This is a genomic window from Klebsiella sp. WOUb02, assembly GCF_050058015.1.
GTDB lineage: Bacteria > Pseudomonadota > Gammaproteobacteria > Enterobacterales > Enterobacteriaceae > Klebsiella.
In genome coordinates this window covers 19,786-41,096 of the sequence record NZ_CP170110.1, presented here as the reverse complement: position 1 = coordinate 41,096, position 21,311 = coordinate 19,786, and the positions used below count along the sequence as shown (strand labels likewise).

The 21,311-nt window shown below is 58.9% G+C and carries 17 protein-coding genes and 4 pseudogenes; 3 read left to right on the top strand and 18 right to left on the bottom strand.

The annotated features are described in order from the left end of the window. Positions 1 to 22: 22 nt before the first annotated feature. From purF to pdxB, 9 genes and pseudogenes are all read right to left on the bottom strand, one after another. The gene (gene purF / locus ABOC21_RS06920; protein WP_123755266.1) at positions 23 to 1,540 is read right to left on the bottom strand and encodes an amidophosphoribosyltransferase; all 1,518 of its coding nucleotides are present in this window, start codon (positions 1,538 to 1,540) and stop codon (positions 23 to 25) included. A 33-nt stretch (positions 1,541 to 1,573) separates the two neighbouring features. Continuing rightward, positions 1,574 to 2,062, bottom strand: a complete 489-nt coding sequence (cvpA, locus tag ABOC21_RS06915) for a colicin V production protein (RefSeq protein ID WP_041147709.1) — start codon at positions 2,060 to 2,062, stop codon at positions 1,574 to 1,576. A 312-nt stretch (positions 2,063 to 2,374) separates the two neighbouring features. Further along, positions 2,375 to 3,085: a cell division protein DedD gene (dedD, locus tag ABOC21_RS06910; protein WP_426814026.1), complete on the bottom strand. Its 711-nt coding sequence runs from the start codon at positions 3,083 to 3,085 to the stop codon at positions 2,375 to 2,377. After that, positions 3,075 to 4,343 (bottom strand): bifunctional tetrahydrofolate synthase/dihydrofolate synthase, encoded by a 1,269-nt coding sequence (gene folC / locus ABOC21_RS06905; protein WP_426814025.1) that lies wholly within the window; start codon positions 4,341 to 4,343, stop codon positions 3,075 to 3,077. The genes dedD and folC overlap by 11 nt, the downstream gene beginning before the upstream one ends. A gap of 131 nt (positions 4,344 to 4,474) precedes the next feature. Then, positions 4,475 to 5,390, bottom strand: a pseudogene (gene accD / locus ABOC21_RS06900) (acetyl-CoA carboxylase, carboxyltransferase subunit beta). Between the two features lie 200 nt (positions 5,391 to 5,590). After that, positions 5,591 to 6,250, bottom strand: a complete 660-nt coding sequence (locus ABOC21_RS06895) for a DedA family protein (RefSeq protein WP_426814024.1) — start codon at positions 6,248 to 6,250, stop codon at positions 5,591 to 5,593. A 148-nt stretch (positions 6,251 to 6,398) separates the two neighbouring features. After that, on the bottom strand, positions 6,399 to 7,211 hold the full coding sequence (gene truA, locus ABOC21_RS06890; protein ID WP_426814023.1) for a tRNA pseudouridine(38-40) synthase TruA: 813 nt from the start codon (positions 7,209 to 7,211) through the stop codon (positions 6,399 to 6,401). Continuing rightward, positions 7,211 to 8,224: an aspartate-semialdehyde dehydrogenase gene (locus ABOC21_RS06885; RefSeq protein ID WP_426814022.1), complete on the bottom strand. Its 1,014-nt coding sequence runs from the start codon at positions 8,222 to 8,224 to the stop codon at positions 7,211 to 7,213. Before ABOC21_RS06885 ends, truA begins: the two co-directional genes overlap by 1 nt. A gap of 62 nt (positions 8,225 to 8,286) precedes the next feature. Beyond that, positions 8,287 to 9,423 carry a 4-phosphoerythronate dehydrogenase PdxB gene (pdxB, locus tag ABOC21_RS06880; RefSeq protein ID WP_426814021.1) on the bottom strand — a complete coding sequence of 379 codons (1,137 nt, stop codon included), beginning with the start codon at positions 9,421 to 9,423 and terminating at the stop codon, positions 8,287 to 8,289. A gap of 109 nt (positions 9,424 to 9,532) precedes the next feature. Here pdxB and flk point away from each other — a divergent pair, with 109 nt between their 5' ends. Then, positions 9,533 to 10,516, top strand: coding sequence for a flagella biosynthesis regulator Flk (gene flk / locus ABOC21_RS06875; protein WP_426814020.1), 984 nt, complete (start codon positions 9,533 to 9,535; stop codon positions 10,514 to 10,516). A 115-nt stretch (positions 10,517 to 10,631) separates the two neighbouring features. On the opposite strand, the gene ABOC21_RS06870 is transcribed toward flk, so the two are convergent. Continuing rightward, complete coding sequence (locus tag ABOC21_RS06870; protein WP_426814019.1) at positions 10,632 to 11,807, bottom strand: MFS transporter; 1,176 nt, start codon at positions 11,805 to 11,807, stop codon at positions 10,632 to 10,634. Positions 11,808 to 11,918: 111 nt separating this feature from the next. Next, a pseudogene (fabB, locus tag ABOC21_RS06865) lies at positions 11,919 to 13,137 on the bottom strand (beta-ketoacyl-ACP synthase I). A 158-nt stretch (positions 13,138 to 13,295) separates the two neighbouring features. Here fabB and mnmC point away from each other — a divergent pair. Then, positions 13,296 to 15,286: pseudogene (gene mnmC / locus ABOC21_RS06860) on the top strand (bifunctional tRNA (5-methylaminomethyl-2-thiouridine)(34)-methyltransferase MnmD/FAD-dependent 5-carboxymethylaminomethyl-2-thiouridine(34) oxidoreductase MnmC). A gap of 88 nt (positions 15,287 to 15,374) precedes the next feature. Here mnmC and ABOC21_RS06855 read toward each other — a convergent pair. The 6 genes from ABOC21_RS06855 to prmB are packed head-to-tail and all read right to left on the bottom strand — an operon-like array spanning position 15,375 to position 19,914. Then, positions 15,375 to 15,650, bottom strand: coding sequence for a YfcL family protein (locus ABOC21_RS06855; protein WP_426814018.1), 276 nt, complete (start codon positions 15,648 to 15,650; stop codon positions 15,375 to 15,377). A gap of 31 nt (positions 15,651 to 15,681) precedes the next feature. Then, complete coding sequence (locus ABOC21_RS06850; RefSeq protein ID WP_426814017.1) at positions 15,682 to 16,230, bottom strand: elongation factor P hydroxylase; 549 nt, start codon at positions 16,228 to 16,230, stop codon at positions 15,682 to 15,684. Then, complete coding sequence (locus tag ABOC21_RS06845) at positions 16,230 to 17,039, bottom strand: sulfite exporter TauE/SafE family protein (RefSeq protein ID WP_426814016.1); 810 nt, start codon at positions 17,037 to 17,039, stop codon at positions 16,230 to 16,232. Before ABOC21_RS06845 ends, ABOC21_RS06850 begins: the two co-directional genes overlap by 1 nt. Continuing rightward, positions 17,039 to 17,863 (bottom strand): penicillin-insensitive murein endopeptidase, encoded by an 825-nt coding sequence (mepA, locus tag ABOC21_RS06840; RefSeq protein WP_375215547.1) that lies wholly within the window; start codon positions 17,861 to 17,863, stop codon positions 17,039 to 17,041. The genes ABOC21_RS06845 and mepA overlap by 1 nt, the downstream gene beginning before the upstream one ends. 3 nt (positions 17,864 to 17,866) lie before the next feature. Further along, positions 17,867 to 18,952: a chorismate synthase gene (gene aroC / locus ABOC21_RS06835; protein WP_095100495.1), complete on the bottom strand. Its 1,086-nt coding sequence runs from the start codon at positions 18,950 to 18,952 to the stop codon at positions 17,867 to 17,869. Positions 18,953 to 18,981: 29 nt separating this feature from the next. After that, positions 18,982 to 19,914 (bottom strand): 50S ribosomal protein L3 N(5)-glutamine methyltransferase, encoded by a 933-nt coding sequence (gene prmB, locus ABOC21_RS06830; RefSeq protein WP_095101335.1) that lies wholly within the window; start codon positions 19,912 to 19,914, stop codon positions 18,982 to 18,984. 166 nt (positions 19,915 to 20,080) lie between these two features. Between prmB and smrB the strand changes: the two are divergent. Then, positions 20,081 to 20,634, top strand: a pseudogene (smrB, locus tag ABOC21_RS06825) (endonuclease SmrB). A gap of 20 nt (positions 20,635 to 20,654) precedes the next feature. Here smrB and sixA read toward each other — a convergent pair. Further along, entirely contained in the window at positions 20,655 to 21,140 is a 486-nt protein-coding gene (gene sixA, locus ABOC21_RS06820; RefSeq protein WP_095100491.1) for a phosphohistidine phosphatase SixA, read from the bottom strand. Between the last annotated feature and the right edge of the window lie 171 nt (positions 21,141 to 21,311).

Genomic DNA, 21,311 nt, shown 5'->3' with positions numbered 1-21,311 from the left:
GCTTTGGCTACAAAGGCGTGGCTTAGCCTTCGTTGTGCATCTCTAAGTTTTCCACTTCGTTCTGACGCTGCACTGCTTTGGCGTCGTCATTACGCAGGGAGTCGAGATAATCAAGGTACCGCTGATCGACATCCTTAGTGACGTACACGCCGTTAAATACCGAACATTCAAACTGCTGAATATCTGGGTTCTCAGCGCGTACAGCGTCGATCAGATCGTTCAGATCCTGGAAGATTAAGCCGTCGGCGCCGATGATCTGCCGAATTTCGTCCACTTCACGACCGTGGGCAATCAGCTCGGTGGCCGTCGGCATATCGATGCCGTAGACGTTCGGGAAGCGAATCTCCGGCGCCGCGGAGGCCAGATAGACCTTCTTCGCACCCGCTTCGCGCGCCATCTCGATAATCTGCTCTGAGGTGGTGCCGCGGACGATGGAGTCATCGACCAGCAGGACGTTTTTATCGCGGAACTCGGCGCGGTTAGCGTTGAGCTTACGGCGTACTGATTTACGGCGCAGCTGCTGGCCCGGCATGATAAATGTACGGCCGACGTAACGGTTTTTGACGAAGCCCTGACGGTAAGGCTTATCAAGAATGCGGGCAATTTCCAGCGCGATGTCGCAGGAGGTTTCCGGAATCGGAATGACCACGTCAATGTCCAGATCTTCCCACTCGCGGGCAATCTTCTCGCCCAGCTTGGTCCCCATATTCACGCGCGCGCTATAGACGGAGATCTTATCGATGAAGGAGTCCGGACGGGCAAAGTAGACGTACTCAAACAGGCACGGGTTGCTGACCGGGTTCTCCGCACACTGGCGGGTAAACAGCTGGCCTTTTTCGGTGATGTACACCGCTTCTCCCGGCGCAACGTCGCGCAGGAACTCGAAGCCCAGCGTATCCAGCGCCACGCTTTCGGAGGCCACCATGTACTCGGTGCGGCCGTCACCGACGTCGCGCTTGCCCAGCACCAGCGGGCGAATACCGTTCGGGTCGCGAAACGCAACCATACCGTGGCCGATAATCATCGCCACGCAGGCGTAGGCGCCGCGAATCTGCCGATTGGTCGCCGCAATTGCCGCAAAGATATTGTCGGCTTCCAGCGGGTAATGGCGGAAGTTATCCAGTTCGCTGGCGAAAATATTGAGCAGAATTTCAGAATCGGAGGTGGTGTTGATGTGGCGGCGTTTCTCTTCAAACAGCTTTTTACGCAGCTCGTGAGCGTTGGTCAGGTTACCGTTATGCGCCAACGTAATGCCATACGGCGAGTTAACGTAGAAAGGCTGAGCCTCGGAGGCGCTGGAGCTGCCGGCCGTTGGGTAACGGACGTGGCCGATCCCCATGTTGCCCTGCATACGCTGCATGTGGCGAGCCTCAAAAATATCGCTCACCATCCCGTTTGCCTTACGCAAGCGGAAGCAATTATTTGCATCAATGGTGATGATGCCTGCGGCATCCTGGCCACGATGCTGAAGCACCGTTAACGCGTCATAAATCGACTGGTTTACCGGCATAACACCGGCGATACCGACAATACCGCACATACGTCTTTTCCTCGTTCAGCTACGTCCCAACGCTTATGCTTTGGGCAAGAAACTTGACGAGCTCTGCAGATAGTCAAAAAACCATCTGATAACGAAACTGAACTGCGGGATAAGCTCCGACTTTTGCCAGTCTTCGCTCTTCGCCATACCGGTAAAACTATCGAGAAAGAACAGGATCGCCGAGACAATCAGCACGCCGCGAAGGGCGCCAAAACAGATCCCTAACACCCTGTCGGTACCCGACAGGCCCGTTTTCTCTACCAGTGCGCTAATCACGTAATTAACGATAGCGCCGACGATAAGCGTTGCGATAAACAGTATCGCGATAGCAATCCCATTGCGGACCATTTCGTCTTCAAAGCCCGTGAACCAGACAGCCAGGTAAGTGTAGTAATGACTGGCAACAAAGAAAGCACATCCCCAGGTTACCAGCGATAACGCTTCACGAACAAAGCCGCGGATCAGGCTTACCAGACAGGAAAAACCAATCACCGCAATAATGGCGTAATCAATCCAGACCATATACATCCTACGATTTTACGCCCTGTCGTCCGGTTCGGGGCGCATTCTAACAGAAAAAGAAAACGTTTGCGTAGGGATTTCCGTGCCCTACAGAAATAAAAATGGCGCTGAAAAAACATTCAACGCCATTCTGCCTTTTGCCTCTGCAGGGCCTGTCAGGTAAGGGATTCAGCCCCTCACTCGCTGACGGTGAGCGGGTTAGCGGGCCCGACGACTCGCTCACCCGAACGCGCCCGACTGCACAAGGGCAATCGCCTCCTGACCCGGCATCTGCATCGGCGTTCTGCAACGCTATCAGGCTGAATAGCAAAGCTAGTTTGGACTGTATCCCATCACCACGCCGCTCAGACCCGACAGCTGCTTCAGATCGCCAAGCTGGCCTTTCAGCTTATCTTTCGAAGCATCAGGACCAACCAGAATGCGGGTGATTTTTCCCTGCACCGGCGTCGAAGGCGACGTGTAAACCTTGAACCCGGAGGAGCGCAGCTTACCGACGATTTCGTTGACCTTGTCCGCATTCTTCAGCGCCCCCAGCTGCACCACGTAGGCTCTGCCGGTTGGCGCAGGAATTTCAGCCGGCTTCGGCGCCGGCGTCTGGGCGGCAGTCTGCTGCTGCGGCGGCTGCGGTTGCGGCTTATCGACCGGCTTAGGCTGCGGCTGAGGTTGCGGCTTCGGCTGAACCTGAGGTTTTGGCTGCGGCCTGGGCGCGACAACCGGCTCCTGAACATCATCGAAGCTGTTACTGTTTACCGGGATGCGCGACGGATCCAGCGACGGCGCCGCCGCATTTCCGGCCCTCACCTCTTCCGCCGCCCCTTCCGGAGGCTGGGCAGGCAGGGCCTGAGTTGCCGCCGGTAGCATGTCAGGCTCATCGCGATCGCCCGGCTTCGGCACCAGCGGGATCGCCGCAAACTCATCCTGATAGTGTTTTTTCTGACCGTCAAGCAGCCCCGGGAGGATAATGACCCCCAGCGCCACCAGCACAATCGTCCCGACTAAACGGTTCTGAAACTTACTCGCCACCGATTCTCCCCGCGTCTATTTCTTCCATTACGTGCGCCACGGTGTGGAATGAACCGCACACCAGCACCGTATCTTCCGGTCCGGCATCGGCCATGGCCGCATGCCATGCTTGAGCGACATCCGCACAGGCTCTCCCCGTACGCAAATGCTCCAGCAGCTGTTCCGCCGTTGCCCCGCGCGGCCCTTCCAGCGGCGCGCAGTACCAGCAATCAACTTCCGCCATCAGGTTTGCCAGCGTACCGGCAATGTCCTTATCATGCAGCATACCAATAACCGCCAGCACGCGCCCCGTTTTCGGCAGGCTTTTGAGACGCCCGGCCAGATAGGCCGCCGCATGTGGATTATGGGCAACGTCGAGGATCACTAGCGGCGCCTCGCCAATTATCTGGAAACGCCCGGGCAGCATCGCCTGCTTAATGCCGTCGCGGATCGCCCGTTCGCTCACCGTCAGCCCGCTGGCGCGCAGCGCGGCAAGCGCCGTTGCCGCGTTCGGCATCGGCACCTGAGGCAGCGGCAGTCCCGCCAGCGTCCCCTGCTCGTCGCTGAAATCCCACGCCTGATCGCCGGCAGCATAGCGCCAGTCAAGGTCGCGACGCCGCAGCAGCGCGCCTTTTTCCGCCGCAACGTCGGCAATGGTATGAGGCATATCCGGCTCACCGACGATAGCCGGCCTGCCTGAGCGGAAAATACCGGCCTTTTCGCGGCCGATGCTTTCGCGATCCGGCCCCAGCCAGTCGGTATGATCGAGCGCAATGCTGGTCACCACCGCCACGTCGGCATCAACGATATTTGTCGCGTCAAGACGGCCGCCTAACCCAACCTCAAGGATAACGACATCCAGCTGCGCCTGCTTAAACAGCCACAGCGCCGAAAGCGTACCGAACTCAAAATAGCTCAGGGATATTGCGCCGCGCGCGGCTTCGATTTCGGCGAAAGAGGCGGTATGCGCCGCTTCCGGCAGCTCCTCTCCCTGCACGCGAACGCGTTCGGTATAGCGCACCAGATGCGGTGAACTGTAGACGCCGACCCGATAGCCAGCCGCCATCAGCATCGACTCCAGCGTACGGCAGGTGGTCCCCTTACCGTTGGTTCCCGCCACCGTAAATACGAACGGTGCGGGTTTCACAACCGCCATCCGCCCGGCAACTTCGTTCACGCGCGTCAGCCCGAGATCGATAGTTTTGCTGTGCAGATGCTCCAGATAAGAAAGCCACGTAGCCAGGGGCGACGTGGCCTGAGGAATAGGTTCTTTTTCCATGATGTCCGCAAGCGTTAACGGTAAATACGCTCATCCTTCAGCGTACCGCGATGCGGTCAGATCAGGATGATGTCGCGTAGCTATTCGAATATAAAAAAAGGGCAGCACCGTCAGGCCTGCCCTCTGCACTATCAGGCCTCTGGTTCCTGATCCGGTACCGACGGCACCGCGTCGCCTTCGAGCGAAACTTCCGGGCACGGCGTCGGAAGATTCATCAGCTTCGCCAGAATGCTGGCCAGCTTCAGGCGCATTTCAGGGCGACGTACGATCATGTCGATCGCCCCTTTTTCAATCAGGAACTCGCTGCGCTGGAATCCCGGCGGCAGCTTTTCGCGAACGGTTTGTTCGATAACGCGAGGACCGGCAAAGCCGATCAGCGCCTTCGGCTCCGCGATGTTGAGATCGCCAAGCATCGCAAAGCTCGCCGATACGCCGCCCATCGTCGGATCGGTCAGCACGGAGATATAGGGTAAACCGCGCTCCTGCATTTTCGCCAGCGCGGCGGACGTTTTCGCCATCTGCATCAGCGACATCAGCGCTTCCTGCATGCGCGCGCCGCCGGACGCTGAGAAGCAAACCAGCGGGCAGTCTGTCTTCCAGCGCCTGCTCAACGGCACGTACGAAGCGCGCGCCCACCACCGAGCCCATTGAACCGCCCATAAAGGAGAATTCAAAAGCCGCGGCGACAACCGGCATGTCGTACAGCGTGCCCTTCATGACCACCAGCGCATCTTTCTCGCCGGTCTCTTTTTGAGCCGACGCCAGGCGGTCTTTGTATTTTTTCGAATCGCGGAACTTCAGCACATCTTTCGGCTCGAGCTCGCTTCCCAGCTCCACAAGGGAACCTTCGTCCAACAGGCTATGCAGGCGATTACGCGCCGACATACGCATATGGTGATCGCACTTAGGGCAAACCTCCAGGTTGCGCTCCAGCTCTGCGCGGTACAATACCTGGCCGCAGCTGTCGCACTTGGTCCATACACCCTCAGGAATGCTTGCCTTGCGGGTGGGAGTGATATTGCTTTTAATTCGTTCAATCCAGCTCATTGATAACCTTTCTGCCTGAACCTGGTCGATGCCAGTTTTGTCGTAAGGGGCGCATAATGCCATTTTTGACCCTTACAGACCATGAATGTTGCACATTAAATCATAACATCCCGTCACATGGGATAAAAAAGTGGTCGTACCGCTCACACTTCACTCTGCGGGCGGCGGCGTTCCGCCCGCGGTAGATTAGGCTACTAAAACTATTTTGACTGCTTCGCCGCCGCGCGCTTGTGGCGAATGATTTCAATCACTCCCGGCAGCACGGAGAGGAGAATAATGGCGACAATCAGCAGCTTCAGGTTTTCCTGGACGATCGGTAAATCGCCAAACAGATAGCCCGCATAGGTGAACAGCATCACCCACAGCAGCGCGCCAACCACGTTATAGGCCGCAAAATGACGATAGGACATATGGCCCATTCCCGCCACAAATGGCGCAAAGGTTCTGACAATCGGCACGAAGCGGGCAAGGATAATGGTTTTGCCGCCGTGACGCTCGTAGAACGCGTGGGTCTTGTCCAGATAGCTGCGGCGGAAGATTTTAGAATCAGGATTACTGAAAAGCTTTTCACCAAACAGCCGCCCGATGGTGTAGTTCAACGCATCGCCGACAATTGCCGCGATCACCATCAGCACCGCCATCAGATGCACGTTCAGATCGTTAGTCGGCAGCGCTGACAGCGCGCCGGCAACAAACAGCAGCGAATCTCCCGGCAGGAACGGCGTGACCACCAGACCCGTCTCGCAAAACAGAATCAAAAACAGAATGGCATAAACCCAGATACCGTACTCGGCAACCAGTTCGGCCAGGTGTACATCTATATGCAGGATGAAATCAATTAAAAAGCGAATCAGGTCCATACCGTTTTAGTCCTTAATAGCAATACGTAAAACCCTTCACGGCGCATCCAGGCGGCCGAACGCTAGCTCCCGGAAGGCGCGCAAAGCGGCGAGTCCGGGAAAACCAGCGCGGCCGGCAAAGCGGCGGCTGAAGGATGAGGCGTATACGTCAGTCCGCCAAAAACAGCGGACCCATCGGCATCACCGGCAGATCGAAATGGGCCGGATAATCAACCGACACCAGATACAATCCCTCAGCTTTTGCCGTCGCGGCGGCTAGCTTCCTGTCTTTTGCCGCCAGAAGTTCTGCAATCCAGCTCTCCGACTGGTTACCGGCCCCTACTTCCATCAGGCTGCCGACAATGTTCCTTACCATATGATGCACAAAGGCGTTTGCTTTGATATCGACCACCACATACGGGCCGTAGCGCGTGACGCGAATATGGCTAATATTGCGCCACGGCGTGCGCGACTGGCACTGCACCGCCCGAAACGAGGTAAAATCATTCTCGCCCAGCAGGCACTGCGCCGCGCGCTGCATCCGCTCGGCGTCCAGAGGCTGATGATAATGGGTCACCCCCTGGCTTAACACCGCCGGGCGCAGCCGATGGTTATAGATAACGTAGCGGTAGCGGCGCGCCGTGGCGCTAAAGCGCGCGTGGAACGCTTCCGGCACATGTTTAACCCAGCGCACGGCAATGTCACCAGGCAAATTCGCATTCACGCCCAGCGTCCAGGCCGCGTCTTTACGCAGCGCGCGCGTTTCAAAATGCACCACCTGGCCGGTGCCGTGCACGCCGGCGTCGGTGCGGCCGGCGCAAAAGACGCTAATCGGCTCATTCGCCACCTGCGAGAGCGCCTTTTCCAGCTTCTCCTGCACGCTGCGCACCTCGTTCTGCCGCTGCCAGCCGTAATACTTACTGCCGTCGTACTCGATGCCCAGCGCGATTTTATAGACCGGCTGCTGCTCCATCTCAGACATCAGTAAAAATACTCCTGCACCAGCTTCTCGGCGATTTTCACCGCCATCAGCGCGCCGCCGAAGCGGACGTTGTCGGCAACGGACCAGAACTGAACCTGCTCCGGTATCCCGTAATCGTTACGCACGCAGCCGACGGAGAGCTGAGTGGTGCCGGAAGCATCGCCAACCTGAGTCGGGAATTCGCTCGCTTCGGACAGCTCGATATCTTCGCCGCGCGCAAAGGCATCGCGCGCCTCTTCTGCGGCCAGCGGGCGCATGGCTTCGAAATTAACCACCTGCGCATGGCCGTAGAAAACCGGCGACTGAACCACGCTTGCGGAGATCATCAGCCCTTCATCCTGGAGGATCTTCCGCACCTCGTCGACGATGCGTCGCTCTTCCAGCACGCTGCCTTCACGATCGGGCAGCAGCGGCAGCATGTTGAACGCCAGTTGACGACCGAAGTAATCATCTTCATCAATCGGCATGCCGTTGAGCAGCTTAGCGCTCTGCCCCGCCAGCGCGCTGACGGCTTTTTTACCGCGGGCGGAAACGGAGAGCAGGCTGGTGACCTGAATACGCGACAGGCCGCCTTGATCAATCAACGGCTTCAGCGCGGCCAGCAGCTGGCTGGTCAGGCTGTTGGCCACGGCAATAACGTTCCGATTGCGGTAATCCGCCAGCACGAATGGGTTAACTTCCGGCACGACCAGCGGGACGTCCGGCTCCAGCGCGAACAGGCCGCTCAGGTCGATAACCAGACAGCCGGAGTTAGTCGCCTCTTCAACGTAGGCCGCGGTGGCCTCGACGCCGGCGGCGAAAAAGGCCAGCTGGGCCTGGGTCCAGTCAAACTCCGCGGCATCCTGTACGATGACCGACTTACCGTTAAAGCGCAGATGTTCGCCCGCGCTTTCGTTACGCGCCAGGGCGTAAATATCTCCCACCGGGAACTGGCGTTCAGCAAGGGTTTCAAGCAGGGCTTCGCCAACGGCGCCCGTTGCGCCCAGTATGGCAATATTCCAGCCTTCAGACATGGTGGTTTACTCCAGGAAAAAGCGACCCTGCAGGAGTATCCAACAGGGTCATTAAGAAGATATTAACGAACAGGGTGATGTATGGCATTAAAGCCGAGCTGCCGCAACAGCGTCGCCGCCTGCTCATCGCTGCACTGTACGTACAGCGAAGACCATTCACGGCGTTCCTGGTAATTTTTGCGCAGCTTGTCAAATTCGCCCGCGGCACCGGCCACTTTTCGCAGCGGCGCATCGTCGCGGCGCACATCATACACCAAATGGACCAGCCTTTTCAGGGTTGCCTGATCGAGCGCTCCGTGGAGAGTAATACGACCAAACTCAGGCGCCGGCAGCAGGGTATCCAGCGCCACCTGCTGCGGATGCCCGATAAACGCGCTGTAGGCTTCAAACACCTGGGTCGTCCCGCGCGCTTTTCCTTCCAGAGTATAGCCGGCGATATGCGCGGTACCGATATCCACGCGATCCAGCAGCTCAAGGTTAAGATCCGGCTCAGGCTCCCAGACGTCAAGCACGACGCTCAGCGGCTGCCCGGCCTGCAGGCGTTTCAGCAGCGCGGCGTTATCCACCACCGGACCACGGCAGGCGTTAATTAACACCGTTCCCGGCTTCAGGCGGCTAATTAGCGCCTCATCCGCGAGATGCAGCGTCTTGTACTGCCCTTCTTTATATAAAGGCGTGTGGAACGTCAGCACATCGGCCTGCTGAACCAGCTCGTCGAGGCTGCGGAAATCGCCTTCATCGCCGCGATCCGCGCGTGGCGGATCGCAAAGCAGCGTTTTGATCCCCAGCGCTTCAAGACGTTTTTGCAGGCGTCCACCGACGTTGCCCACCCCGACGATCCCGACGGTACGATCGGTCAGCGCAAAGCCGTCGCGCTCGGCCAGCATCAGCAGCGCCGAGAAAACGTACTCAACAACCGCAATCGCGTTACAGCCGGGCGCGGCGGAAAAACCGATCCCTGCCTGCTGCAGCCACGCCTGATCGACATGATCGGTCCCCGCGGTCGCGGTGCCGACGAACTGTATCGCCTTGCCGGCAAGCAGCGCTTCATTGACTTTCGTGACGGAGCGGACCATCAGCGCGTCGGCATCGGTCAGCGCTTCAGCCGGAATTGGGCGGCCGGGGACCGCCCTCACCTCGCCCAAACGGCTAAAAAGCTCACGGGCATAGGGCATATTTTCATCAACGAGGATTTTCACGGTTCAGTACCTGTCTGAGAACGAGAGTAAACCGGGGAAGTGTGCCATAATCTCGCCGCCAGGAACATCATCACCGGGCCTCAGTACAGTAATACGGAAAGGATTAATCATGACACAACCCGTTTCAGGTATGTCCGATCGCCCTCCGGGGACAGCTCCCTCCGGCGCTTCCGTCGCCGGGGAGCTCTCGCTGACCACCCAGCAACGCACCGTTCTCGAGCGACTGATCACGCGCCTGGTGGCGTTAACATCGCAGCAGAGCACGGAAGTGTGGGCCGGAATCAAGCACGATCTGGGACTTAAAGGCGATGCGCCGCTGCTGGCATGCCACTTTGCCGCCGCCGAAAGTCACCTGAACCAGCGCCTGACCGTTGCACAGCAAAACCATCACCACCGTCAGACTCTGGCGCAGCTCGGCGAACTGCTGAATCAGGGCAACAATCGTCAGGCGGTGAGCGATTATATCCGCCAGCACTACGGGCAAACCGCGCTACACGCGCTGAGCCAGCAGCAGCTTGAGAACGTGCTGCAGTTGCTGCAGAACGGCCGGCTGTCGATTCCGTCGCCCCAGCAGCGTCAGCCTACGCTGCGCCCGCTGCTGCCGGCGGAGCACAATACGCTGAACCAGCTGGTGACCCGTCTTGCCGCCGCAACCGGTGAGCCCGGCAAGCTTATCTGGCAATCGATGCTGGAGCTGTGCGGCGTGAAAACCGGCGAGCTGATCCCGGCAACGCATTTTACCCCGCTCTCCTACTGGCTGCAGGCGCGACAAACGCTAAGCACCCAGACCAGTCCGACGCTCAACTCGCTGCAGGCCGCGCTGAAACAGCCGCTTGAAGCGCAGGAGTGGCAGAAGATCGCCGATTTTGCCCGCCACAGCTGGCACGTGACGCCGCAATCGGTGCTGAGCGCCAGCCAGATACTGACGCTATTAAACAAAGTTTTTGTGCTGCGCGTGGCGCGGGCCCAGGAGACCCTGGCGATCCCGTCTCTCCAGTCGGAGCCGGCCCCGCTCTTCGCGCGAATCAAAAAGCCGTGGCTTATCCTGCTGGCTCTGGTCGCGGTGGCGCTGATATGGCTGATGATCGCGTAACCCTGTCTGCTGCCGATACGTTGCTGCAAAAGATGACGGGCCGCTAAATCACCGCTATGTTTACGATAACGTCCGCGCAGGCCGGCCCTAACTCACCGAGGGCCGAACCATAGGCCTATTTTCGTAACGATATCAGCGTGATGACAATACCCAGCGCGGCGCAGACCGCCGCCGCCAGGAAGACGGACGAGTAGCCCAGGGACGTCGCCAGCAGTCCGGCAAGCGGGCCGCTAACGCCGTATGAGATATCCTGAAACGCCGCATAGCCGCCCAGCGCGGTGCCCCGTACCTGTGGCGGAACGCGTTTCACCACCTCCACGCCCAGCGACGGGAAGATAAGCGAGCAGCCGCAGCCGGTCAGCGCGGCGCCGGCTAAGGCTGTCCAGGCATCCGGCGCCAGCCACAGCAGCGTCAGGCCCGCAGCCTCAATCAGCAGCGAGACCGTCGCCACCTTCACCCCGCCGAAGCGATCGGGCATCCAGCCAAACAGAATGCGCATCAGCACGAAGGCGCCGCCAAAAGCGGTCAACGTAAAGCCGGCCATCGCCCAGCCGTTGCTGGCGAAGTAGAGCGAGACGAAGGTGCCAATCACCGCAAATCCAACGCCCTGCAGGCCAAGACCAATCCCCGGACGCCAGATCATACCGACAACGCTCCACAGCGACGGACGTTCGCCGCCGTGAGCCGGAACCTTGCGGACCGTGCCATTAATCGCGAAGGCCAGCAGCGGCAGCGCCATGGTAACGCAGGCCAGCGCGGCGACGCCGTAATGCGTGTAGATCAGCAGCCCCAGCGGGGCGCCAGCCGCCAGCGATCCATACATGGCCATTCCGTTCCACGACATGACTTTTCCCGAACGCGTCGGCCCGACGAGACCCATCCCCCAGCTCAGGTTGCCGGTTAGCAGCTGGCTCTCGCCAAAACCAAGGATCAGCCGGCCGAGCACCAGTAGCGCAAATTTCGCGACAATCGGCACCGGCAGCAACGCCGCCAGCAGCCACGCGGCGCCGGCCAGCGCACAGGCCAGCATGCCCTGCAGCACCGATCGTTTAGCGCCGTACTGGTCGGCCAGGCGACCGGCGTAGCCCCGCGTCAGCACCGTCGCCAGAAACTGTATCCCGACGGCGATGCCGACCATCGTGTTGCCAAAACCGAGCTCATGGTGGACAAAAAGGGGGATCACCGGCAGCGGAAGGCCAACGGTCATGTAGGTCAAAAATACGGAGAACGTAATGCGAAATAGCGAAATATTCGCCGAAGAGGGATTTGCGGTTTCTGTCGCTGCGGACATGCTTTACTCCAGTTCGCAGAGTAAGACGAAGTGAGTGTGCCTCCCTGCGCCAGGCTCTGTCAATAATGAAAAAAAGGGAGCCTGCCGGCTCCCTTTTCAATTACTGACTGACTATGCGTCGTGTTTACGCATCACCAGGGTGGCGTTGGTGCCGCCAAAGCCGAAGCTGTTGGACATCACGGTCTTCAACGCACGTTCGGTCGGCTTAGTCACGATGTTCAGGCCTGCGGCCTGCTCGTCCATCTCGTCGATGTTGATGCTTGGCGCGATAAAGCCGTGTTCCAGCATCAGTAGAGAGTAGATAGCTTCCTGCACGCCAGCGGCGCCCAGCGAGTGGCCGGTCATCGCTTTGGTTGCGGAGATTGCCGGGCTGTTATCGCCGAAGACTTCACGGATCGCACCCAGCTCTTTCACGTCGCCAACCGGAGTGGAGGTACCGTGGGAGTTCAGGTAATCAATCGGGGTATCAACGCCCTGCATCGCCATGTGCATGCAGCGAACGGCGCCTTCGCCCGACGGGGCAACCATGTCGGCGCCATCGGAAGTTGCGCCGTAGCCGACGATTTCCGCATAGATGTGCGCACCGCGCGCCAGAGCGTGCTCCAGCTCTTCAACCACAACCATCCCGCCGCCGCCAGCGATGACGAAACCGTCGCGGTGCGTATCATAGGTACGGGACGCTTTGTCCGGAGTTTCGTTGTATTTGGTGGACAGCGCGCCCATTGCGTCGAATTCGCAGGCCATTTCCCAGCACAGCTCTTCGCCGCCGCCGGCAAAAACGATGTCCTGTTTACCCAGTCTGAATCTGCTCTACGGCATTGCCGATGCAGTGTGCGGAAGTCGCACAGGCGGAGCTGATGGAGTAGTTAACGCCGTGGATTTTGAACGGGGTAGCGAGGCAGGCGGAAACGGCAGAGGCCATCGCTTTGGTCACGACGTACGGGCCAACGGCCTTCAGGCCGCGCGGGCTGCGCATCGCGTCTGCGCCAAACACCTGGTATTTTGAGGAACCGCCGGAACCGGCAATCAGGCCTACGCGCGGGTTATTCTGATAAACCTCTTCTTTCAGCCCGGCATCTTCTACGGCCTGCTGCATTGAGAGATAGGAGTAGATGGAAGCATCGTTCATAAAGCGAACCACTTTACGGTCGATCAGACCGGTGGTGTCCAGCTTAACGTTGCCCCATACGTGGCTGCGCATACCTGAATCTTGAAATTCCTGAGAGAAAGTGATCCCTGAACGTCCTTCACGCAGAGATGCCAGGACTTCCTGCTGGTTATTACCGATGCTGGAAACGATGCCCAAGCCAGTAATCACTGCACGTTTCATTCAATACCTCTGTAAGTCGCACTATTTTAAGTTTCGAGTCGCACAATAGCGTACACTTGTACGCCGAACAAGTCCGATCAGCCATTTTGTGTATAAATTTGCGCCTCCCGGCACACATCGTTAAGATCGTTCTACGCCTTGAGATTCGAGTAACTTACGTGAAACAAAACGCCATACAACCTGCCAACCTGGAATTCAACGCTGAGGGTACACCTGTTTCCCGAGATTTCGGCGACGTGTACTTTTCCAATGACAACGGCCTGGAAGAGACCCGCTACGTCTTTCTCGGCGGCAACCGCCTCGGTGAACGCTTTCCTGGTCATTCGCAGCCGCTATTTGTGGTTGCCGAGAGCGGATTCGGCACCGGCCTCAACTTCCTCACGCTGTGGCAGGCGTTCGACGTTTTTCACCGTGACAACCCCGAAGCTACCCTGCAAAGATTACATTTCATCAGTTTTGAAAAATTTCCGCTCACCGCCGCCGATCTGGTCCTCTCCCACCGGCGCTGGCCGGAGCTGGCGCCGTGGGCAGAGCAGCTGCAGGCCCAGTGGCCGCTGCCCGTTGCCGGCTGCCATCGGCTACTGCTTGATGACGGACGCGTGACCCTTGATTTATGGTTCGGCGATATCAATGAGCTGACCCTCGAGCTTGATGACTCCCTCAATCAGCAGGTCGACGCCTGGTTTCTCGACGGGTTTGCGCCGGCAAAAAACCCGGATATGTGGACGCCTGAACTCTTCGCGGCGATGGCCCGGCTGGCGAAACCGGGCGGAACGCTGGCGACCTTCACCTCCGCGGGCTTTGTCCGTCGCGGCCTGCAGGAAGCCGGCTTTACCATGCACAAGCATAAAGGTTTTGGCCGCAAGCGGGAGATGCTGATCGGCGAGATGAGCCGCGAGCTGAACCTGCCCGCGCACGCGCCGTGGTTCGCCCGCACCGCCAGCGAAAAACGCGAGGTGGCGATTATCGGCGGTGGAATTGCCAGCGCCCTGCTGTCGCTCGCGCTGCTGCGCCGCGGCTGGCAGGTGACGCTCTATTGCGCCGACGATGCCCCTGCCACAGGCGCATCCGGCAACCGCCAGGGGGCCCTGTATCCTTTACTCAGCCAGCACGACCCGGCCCTGGCCCGTTTCTTCCCCGCCGCATTTACCTTCGCGCGCCGGATTTACGATGCGCTGCCGGTTACCTTCGACCACCAGTGGTGCGGCGTGACTCAGCTCGCCTGGGATGAGAAAAGCGGGCAAAAAATCGCCCAGATGCTCGAGCTCAATCTGCCGGCGGAAATTGCCGTTGCCGTCAGCGCCGAAACGGCGGCGCAGGCGACCGGCGTCGAGACCGGCTGCGGCGGGATCGCCTATCCCGCAGGAGGCTGGCTCTGCCCGCAGCAGACTGACGGCCGAATTCCTCGCGCTGGCGGCGACCCACGGACTGCACGCGCGCTATGGCTTTAAGGTAGAGACGCTCACCGCCGACGGCGACGGCTGGCAGACTGAACCAGCGCCAGCGGCACGACGTGGTGGTATTGGCGAACGGCCATCAGCTGACCACCTTCAGCCAAACCGCGCAGCTGCCGGCCTATCCGGTAGGCGGACAGGTTAGCCACATCCCGACAACGCCGGGGCTTGCTCAGCTGCGCCAGGTGCTGTGCTATGACGGCTACCTGACGCCGCAAAACCCGCATAACCAGCAGCACTGTATCGGAGCCAGCTATCATCGCGGACGGACGGAGACGGCATTCAGCGCAGAGGATCAGCGGCAGAACCGGCAGCGTTTGATCGACTGCTTCCCGGACGCAGAGTGGGCCCGGGAGGTCGATATCAGCGCCAATGAGGCCCGCAGCGGCGTACGCTGCGCCACCCGCGACCATTTACCGATGGTCGGCAACGTGCCGGACTATGATGCTACGTTGACCCGCTACGCTCAGCTTGCCGGGCAGAAGGAGAACGCGCCGTCGGCGCCGGTGCACCGCAATCTGTATCTCCTCGGGGCGCTGGGCTCCCGCGGGCTGTGCTCCGCGCCGTTAGCGGCGGAAATTCTGGCGGCGCAGATGAGCGGTGAACCGCTGCCAATGGATCGCGAAACGCTGGCGGCGCTCAATCCCAATCGGCTATGGGTAAGGAAACTGCTGAAGGGAAAAGCGGTGAAATAATCCGCAGAGGTAGCCCGGATGGCGCCACCGGGCGATTCCCCGACCTCGCGACGCTCGGCCGGGGCTATCTTACAGGCGGTTCAGCTGCTTAGCGTGTTGCCTGCTGATACAAACGTTCCCACATATCCTGAACGAGGATCTGATCCGGCGGCGAGAGCTCTCCCGCGCCGATCGCTTTTTCCAGACTGTGAACAACCCGGTCATTGATCGCTTGCGCTGAATGATCGTCTCCGCCTTCCAGCTCGGCTATCGCCAGCGTCAGGTGGCCACGCAGATAGCCGCCGGCAAACAGTTCATCATCGCTGGCGTGGTCTACCATTTCGTCGATTAGCGCCAGAATGCGTGATTCAAACTCCGCGAGCATTGTCTTTCCTCTTCTAGTGTAAAGCGTGGCCTTAGTGCAGGTCTTCCGGCCACGGAAATTGTTCTGCCGTCAGTGGCGGCGTTTGATAATAGTCTTGTAATGCCTGAATAAATCGCGCCGGACGCTCCGGGATCCCCTGCTGCAGATAGCTCATCACCTGGGCATGGACCCGCCGCTGAAAGGCGATGCGGTCGGGTTCGACGTCCCCTTCCAGGTTGTCGCAGCTGACGTTGAACGGGAAGCCCGCCGCCACGCAAAACAGCCACTCAAATGCCTGGGGTTTCACCTCGACGTCTTCAAACTGGCTCTGCGTCATCGCATCCCGGCCATCCGGGCAGTACCAGTAGCCGAAATCAACCTGTTCGCGACGCGCTTTCCCGGCAATACACCAGTGCGAAATTTCGTGCAGACCGCTGGCATAAAAGCCGTGGGCAAAGACGATACGGTTAAACGGTACGTCGTTGTCAGCCGGAAGATAGATCGGTTCGTCGTCGCCTTTAATCAGACGGGTATTAAAATCATCGGCGAAGCAGCCGTCAAAAATGGCGATCAGCTGCTGATAATGGTGTTGCTGTTGCATTAATTCATTCCCAACCACTGCAGGATTTCCGCCCCGTGGCTGTCATAAAGAAGTTTCGCACTCATCACTGCGGACACGACCACGATCATCGGTCGAATCAGCGATTGCCCTTTGCTCAGAACCAGCCGCGAGCCGGCGCGGGCGCCAATAAACTGCCCCGCCATCATCACGAATCCGGTGGCCCAAATCACTTTGCCGCCAATAATAAACAGCAGCAGCCCGCCAACGTTGGAGGTCGCGTTAAGCACTTTCGCATGAGCGGTTGATTTTGCAAGGTTGAACCCCGCCAGGGTCACGAAGGCCAGGGCGTAGAATGAACCGGCGCCCGGGCCGAAAAAGCCGTCATAGAAACCCACGCAGCCGCCGGCGACCAGCGCGAACGGCAGGCCGTATAAGCGGCGCTGGCGATCGTCCTCGCCTAATTTTGGCATCAGCAGAAAATAGAGGCCAATGCCGATAATCAGCAGCGGCAAAATCTGTTTGAGGATATCGGACTGCACGTGCTGCACCAGCAGCGCACCGCCGGTGGAGCCGATAAACGTCATCAGAATATTAAGCTTCTGATCGGCGAGGTTCACCACCTTGCGGCGGATAAAATAGAGTGACGCGGAAAGCGAACCGCCGCAGGCCTGCAGCTTGTTGGTCGCCAGCGCCTGCGCCGGAGGGAGTCCCGCAGCCATCAGCGCCGGGACGGTCAACAGCCCGCCGCCGCCGGCCAGGGAATCGATAAATCCGGCGAGAATGGCGACGAAGAAAAGCACTACCAGTACCGTGGGCGAAACCATAAACAGGTCGATAAAACTATCCATTAAAGAACGTGCTCATCCAGTAGCGCCTGGCAGGAAGGCGGCAGCGGAGGCGGCGTCTTCTTCACAGGAGAGGTTGATCCGGGTTTCGGAGGTTCGAACCAGCTTTGCAACTCTGCACCGCAGCCATCGCCGGCAGGCGGCGGCGCCTGCTCTTCGCACTCCAGGCTTCCGGCAGGACAACGCAGGCGAACATGCATATGCGCACGATGCTGGAACCACGGGCGAACTTTATGCAGCCAGTCGCGATCGCTCCCGGCATCGAGGCATAGCTGCTGTTTGATCGCCGGGTTAACGAAGATGCGCGTGACTTCGCTATCTTCTGCCGCCAGCTTGATCAGCTGGCTAATTTGCGGGCTCCACCGCGCCGGGACAACGCGCTTGCCGTCGGCGGAAACCAGGTCCAGCGCCTGCGGCTTCAGCAGCTGCGCCGGGCTCCAGCGCATCTGCGGCAGCTGGAGGAAAATATCGACATCCAGGCCGCTCTGATGGCTGGCGTGGCCGCCGTTAAAACGCCCGCCGGCGGGCATTCCCATATCGCCAATCAGCATCGTGCCCATTCCCCGGCCGTGCACCTGATTGCTCAGGCGCTGGATAAACCGGACAAGATCGGGATGGCCGAAATAGCGGCGCTGGTCGGTACGCATCACCTGGTAGTTTGCCGAGTCCAGCGGCAGCGCCTGGGCTCCCACAATGCAGCCGTTGGCAAAAGCGCCGATCGACTGCGCGCTGCCGCCTATCGGCTGAGTGATTTTTTGCCACGGCGTTGCCGCAGAGCAGGCAGAGCTGGCCAGGAGCGCCAGCAGAGCGATAACGGTTTTTTTCATCGATTACCAGCGTGGAATTGATGTCGTCACGTCGCCGTTTTGCGCGCGTTGACGCATAAAGTGATCCATTAACACGATCGCCAGCATCGCTTCTGCGATCGGCACCGCGCGAATCCCCACGCACGGATCGTGACGCCCTTTGGTGATCATCTCAACTTCTTCGCCAAAGCGGTTAATGGTATGCCCCGGAACGGTGATGCTGGAGGTCGGCTTCAGCGCAATATTAGCGACAATCTGCTGACCGCTGCTGATGCCGCCGAGCACGCCGCCCGCATGGTTGCTCTGGAAACCGGCTTTGGTGATCTCATCGCGGTTTTCGCTGCCGCGCAGCTTAACCACCTCAAAGCCGTCGCCAATCTCAACGCCTTTCACCGCATTTATGCTCATCAGCGCGTGGGCAATATCGGCATCCAGGCGGTCGAATACCGGCTCACCGAGTCCCGGAGGAACGCCATCGGCCACGACGGTGATTTTTGCGCCAATCGAGTCGCCCTCTTTTTTCAGGCCGCGCATCAGCTCATCAAGCGCTTCAATTTTATCCGGATCGGGACAGAAGAACGGGTTCTGTTCAACCTGCTCCCAGTCTTTAATGGCCAGCGGGATATCTCCCATCTGGGTCAGGCAGCCGCGGATGACGATGCCAAACTTCTCCGCGAGGAACTTTTTGGCGATCGCTCCTGCCGCGACGCGCATCGCGGTCTCACGCGCCGACGAGCGTCCGCCGCCGCGATAATCGCGCAGGCCGTATTTCTGCTCGTAGGTGTAATCCGCGTGGCCGGGACGAAAAACGTCTTTGATAGCGCCGTAGTCCTGCGAACGCTGGTCGGTATTCTCAATCAGCAGGCCAATGCTGGTGCCGGTGGTGACGCCCTCGAATACGCCAGACAGGATCTTAACCTGGTCCGGTTCGCGACGCTGGGTGGTATAGCGCGAGGTGCCGGGACGGCGACGATCCAGGTCGTGCTGCAGATCGGCTTCGGTCAGCGGGATGCCCGGCGGTACGCCGTCGACGATGCAGCCCAGCGCCAGGCCGTGCGACTCGCCGAAAGTGGTTACGCGAAAGAGTTGTCCAATTGTATTTCCTGCCATCACGGCTCCGTCATGTTTGCGTGTTGTTTTTAGTCTTTATAAATACCGAAATGCACCCGTGCGGCGATCAGCTGCGGTTTGGTCAGCATAAACACGCCGTCTCCGCCGTTATCGAACTCAAGCCAGGTGAACGGGACATCCGGGTACTGCTCAATCAGATGTACCATGCTGTTACCGACTTCACAAATCAGAATACCGTCATCGTTGAGGTAATCCGGGGCGCAGGCGAGGATGCGGCGGGTCAACTTCAGACCGTCGCTGCCGGAGGCCAGCCCGAGCACCGGCTCATGACGATATTCACCCGGCAAATCGGACATATCTTCTTCATCGACGTACGGCGGGTTGGTGACGATCAGGTCATATTGCACCTTCGGCAGGTCGCGGAACAGATCCGAGCGAATCGGCGTAACCTGATGAATCAGCCCGTGCTCTTCCACGTTTTGTTCGGCCACGGCCAGCGCGTCAGGGGAGATATCCACCGCATCGACTTCCGCTTCCGGGAAGGAATAGGCGCAGGCGATGGCGATACAGCCGCTGCCGGTGCACATATCCAGGATGTGCTGCGGCTGATGGTCGATCAGTCCGGCAAACTGGTTTTCGATAAGCTCGCCAATCGGAGAGCGCGGCACCAGCACGCGTTCATCGACGTAAAACTCATGGCCGCAGAACCAGGCTTTGTTGGTCAAATAGGCGACCGGAATACGCTCATTGACGCGGCGAATCACGCGCTCAACGATGCGGTGTTTTTCGCTGGAAGTCAGACGCGCAATGCGCATGTCTTCCGGGATGTCCAGCGGCAGGTACAATGAAGGCAGCACCAGCTGCACCGCTTCGTCCCACGGGTTGTCGGTGCCGTGACCGTACCAGATATTCGCCGCGCTGAAGCGGCTTACCGCCCAACGCAGCATGTCCTGAATGGTTTGCAGCTCATTGACTGCTTCATCAACAAAAATTTTATCCACGCCATCCTCCAGGACACGCTCTACTGTAAATTCGGCGGCTAGTTTGCCATGAAGACGGCGATAAATCAGCATTCTTACGTCAGGCTGAGGGGGAAAAGTACGTTTTGCTTGCCTGGATGTACTCCGGGTCGGGTAAACTAGCGCAAAGAAAAGATGAGAGTGGGCAATGAAAAAGAAAACATCGCTTAGCGTGGAGGATCAGACGCTGTTCCGTCAGCTCATGACCGGCACGCGTAAGATTAAGCAGGACACTATCGTTCACCGCCCGCTGCGCAAGAAAATTACCGAAGTGCCGCCGAAGCGTCTACTTCAGGAGCAGGCCGACAACAGCCACTACTTTTCGGATGAATTTCAGCCGCTGCTGAATACCGAAGGGTCGGTAAAATACGTCCGTGCGGACGTGAGCCACTTTGAGTTGAAAAAACTGCGGCGCGGGGACTATTCGCCAGAGTCTGTTTCTCGACCTGCACGGTTTAACTCAGACTGCAGGCAAAGCAGGAACTGGGCGCGCTGATTGCCGCATGCCGCCGGGAACACGTGTTCTGCGCGTGCGTGATGCACGGACACGGGAAGCATATTCTCAAGCAGCAGACGCCATTATGGCTGGCGCAGCATCCGCATATTATGGCGTTCCATCAGGCGCCAAAAGAGTACGGCGGGGACGCCGCACTGCTGGTGCTGATAGAGATTGAAGAGTGGCAACCGCCGGAGCTTCCGTAAACGTCGGCTCCGGGGGGTGATTAGATAGCTTTCGCCATCTTCAGGTTGCAGGGGCTCATCTGCCAGTTGAATTCGCCCTTGCCGTTGGCATCGAGCGTCACGCAGGCAATGGCCGATGTGGTGAACATCGGGGGCGTCTCTCCCGGGCACAGCTCTGAGACGAGGTACCCTACCAACGGCAGGTGAGAAACGACCAGCGCCGTTGCCACACCTTCATTTGCCAGCGCCTGAAGATAGGCGTTGACCATGCCAACATCGCCGCACGGCGTCAGCTCCGGCATGACGTCGACGTCCTTCGGCAGGCTCATGCACTCTCTTACGATATCCAGAGTCTGTTCCGCACGCAGATAAGGACTCACAAGAACCCGCTCAATATCTACTTTCTGACCTTTCAGCCAGGTTGCCATCAGACGTGACTCATCACAACCGCATGCGGTTAAGGGACGAACTGAGTCACTGGCTGCATCGAGGGCAGCGTCGCCGTGACGCATGATAAAAACTTGCATATTGCACCGCTTTTGTTAACCAGAAGCACCGTAGTCTTACCCGCGCAGATAATACGCAGTCGACCCGGTGGCCGGGCATTGTGCCTGATCCATCCAACGAATGAAACGCTGTTTTTTACCTCAGTGGCGTAAGTATAGTCAATGTTTGTTGACAAAATAGCCAACCGACAG

Excerpts from the sequence above, each read along its gene's own strand:
- folC (WP_426814025.1), bottom strand. The coding sequence starts at position 4,343 with ATGGAAAAAGAACCTATTCCTCAGGCCACGTCGCCCCTGGCTACGTGG.
- ABOC21_RS06885 (WP_426814022.1), bottom strand. The coding sequence starts at position 8,224 with ATGTCTGAAGGCTGGAATATTGCCATACTGGGCGCAACGGGCGCCGTT.
- ABOC21_RS06850 (WP_426814017.1), bottom strand. The coding sequence starts at position 16,230 with ATGCAACAGCAACACCATTATCAGCAGCTGATCGCCATTTTTGACGGC.
- ABOC21_RS06895 (WP_426814024.1), bottom strand. The coding sequence starts at position 6,250 with ATGGACCTGATTCGCTTTTTAATTGATTTCATCCTGCATATAGATGTA.
- ABOC21_RS06870 (WP_426814019.1), bottom strand. The coding sequence starts at position 11,807 with ATGTCCGCAGCGACAGAAACCGCAAATCCCTCTTCGGCGAATATTTCG.
- ABOC21_RS06855 (WP_426814018.1), bottom strand. The coding sequence starts at position 15,650 with ATGCTCGCGGAGTTTGAATCACGCATTCTGGCGCTAATCGACGAAATG.
- truA (WP_426814023.1), bottom strand. The coding sequence starts at position 7,211 with ATGTCTGAGATGGAGCAGCAGCCGGTCTATAAAATCGCGCTGGGCATC.
- cvpA (WP_041147709.1), bottom strand. The coding sequence starts at position 2,062 with ATGGTCTGGATTGATTACGCCATTATTGCGGTGATTGGTTTTTCCTGT.
- purF (WP_123755266.1), bottom strand. The coding sequence starts at position 1,540 with ATGTGCGGTATTGTCGGTATCGCCGGTGTTATGCCGGTAAACCAGTCG.
- sixA (WP_095100491.1), bottom strand. The coding sequence starts at position 21,140 with ATGCAAGTTTTTATCATGCGTCACGGCGACGCTGCCCTCGATGCAGCC.
- mepA (WP_375215547.1), bottom strand. The coding sequence starts at position 17,863 with ATGAAAAAAACCGTTATCGCTCTGCTGGCGCTCCTGGCCAGCTCTGCC.
- ABOC21_RS06845 (WP_426814016.1), bottom strand. The coding sequence starts at position 17,039 with ATGGATAGTTTTATCGACCTGTTTATGGTTTCGCCCACGGTACTGGTA.
- flk (WP_426814020.1), top strand. The coding sequence starts at position 9,533 with ATGACACAACCCGTTTCAGGTATGTCCGATCGCCCTCCGGGGACAGCT.
- aroC (WP_095100495.1), bottom strand. The coding sequence starts at position 18,952 with ATGGCAGGAAATACAATTGGACAACTCTTTCGCGTAACCACTTTCGGC.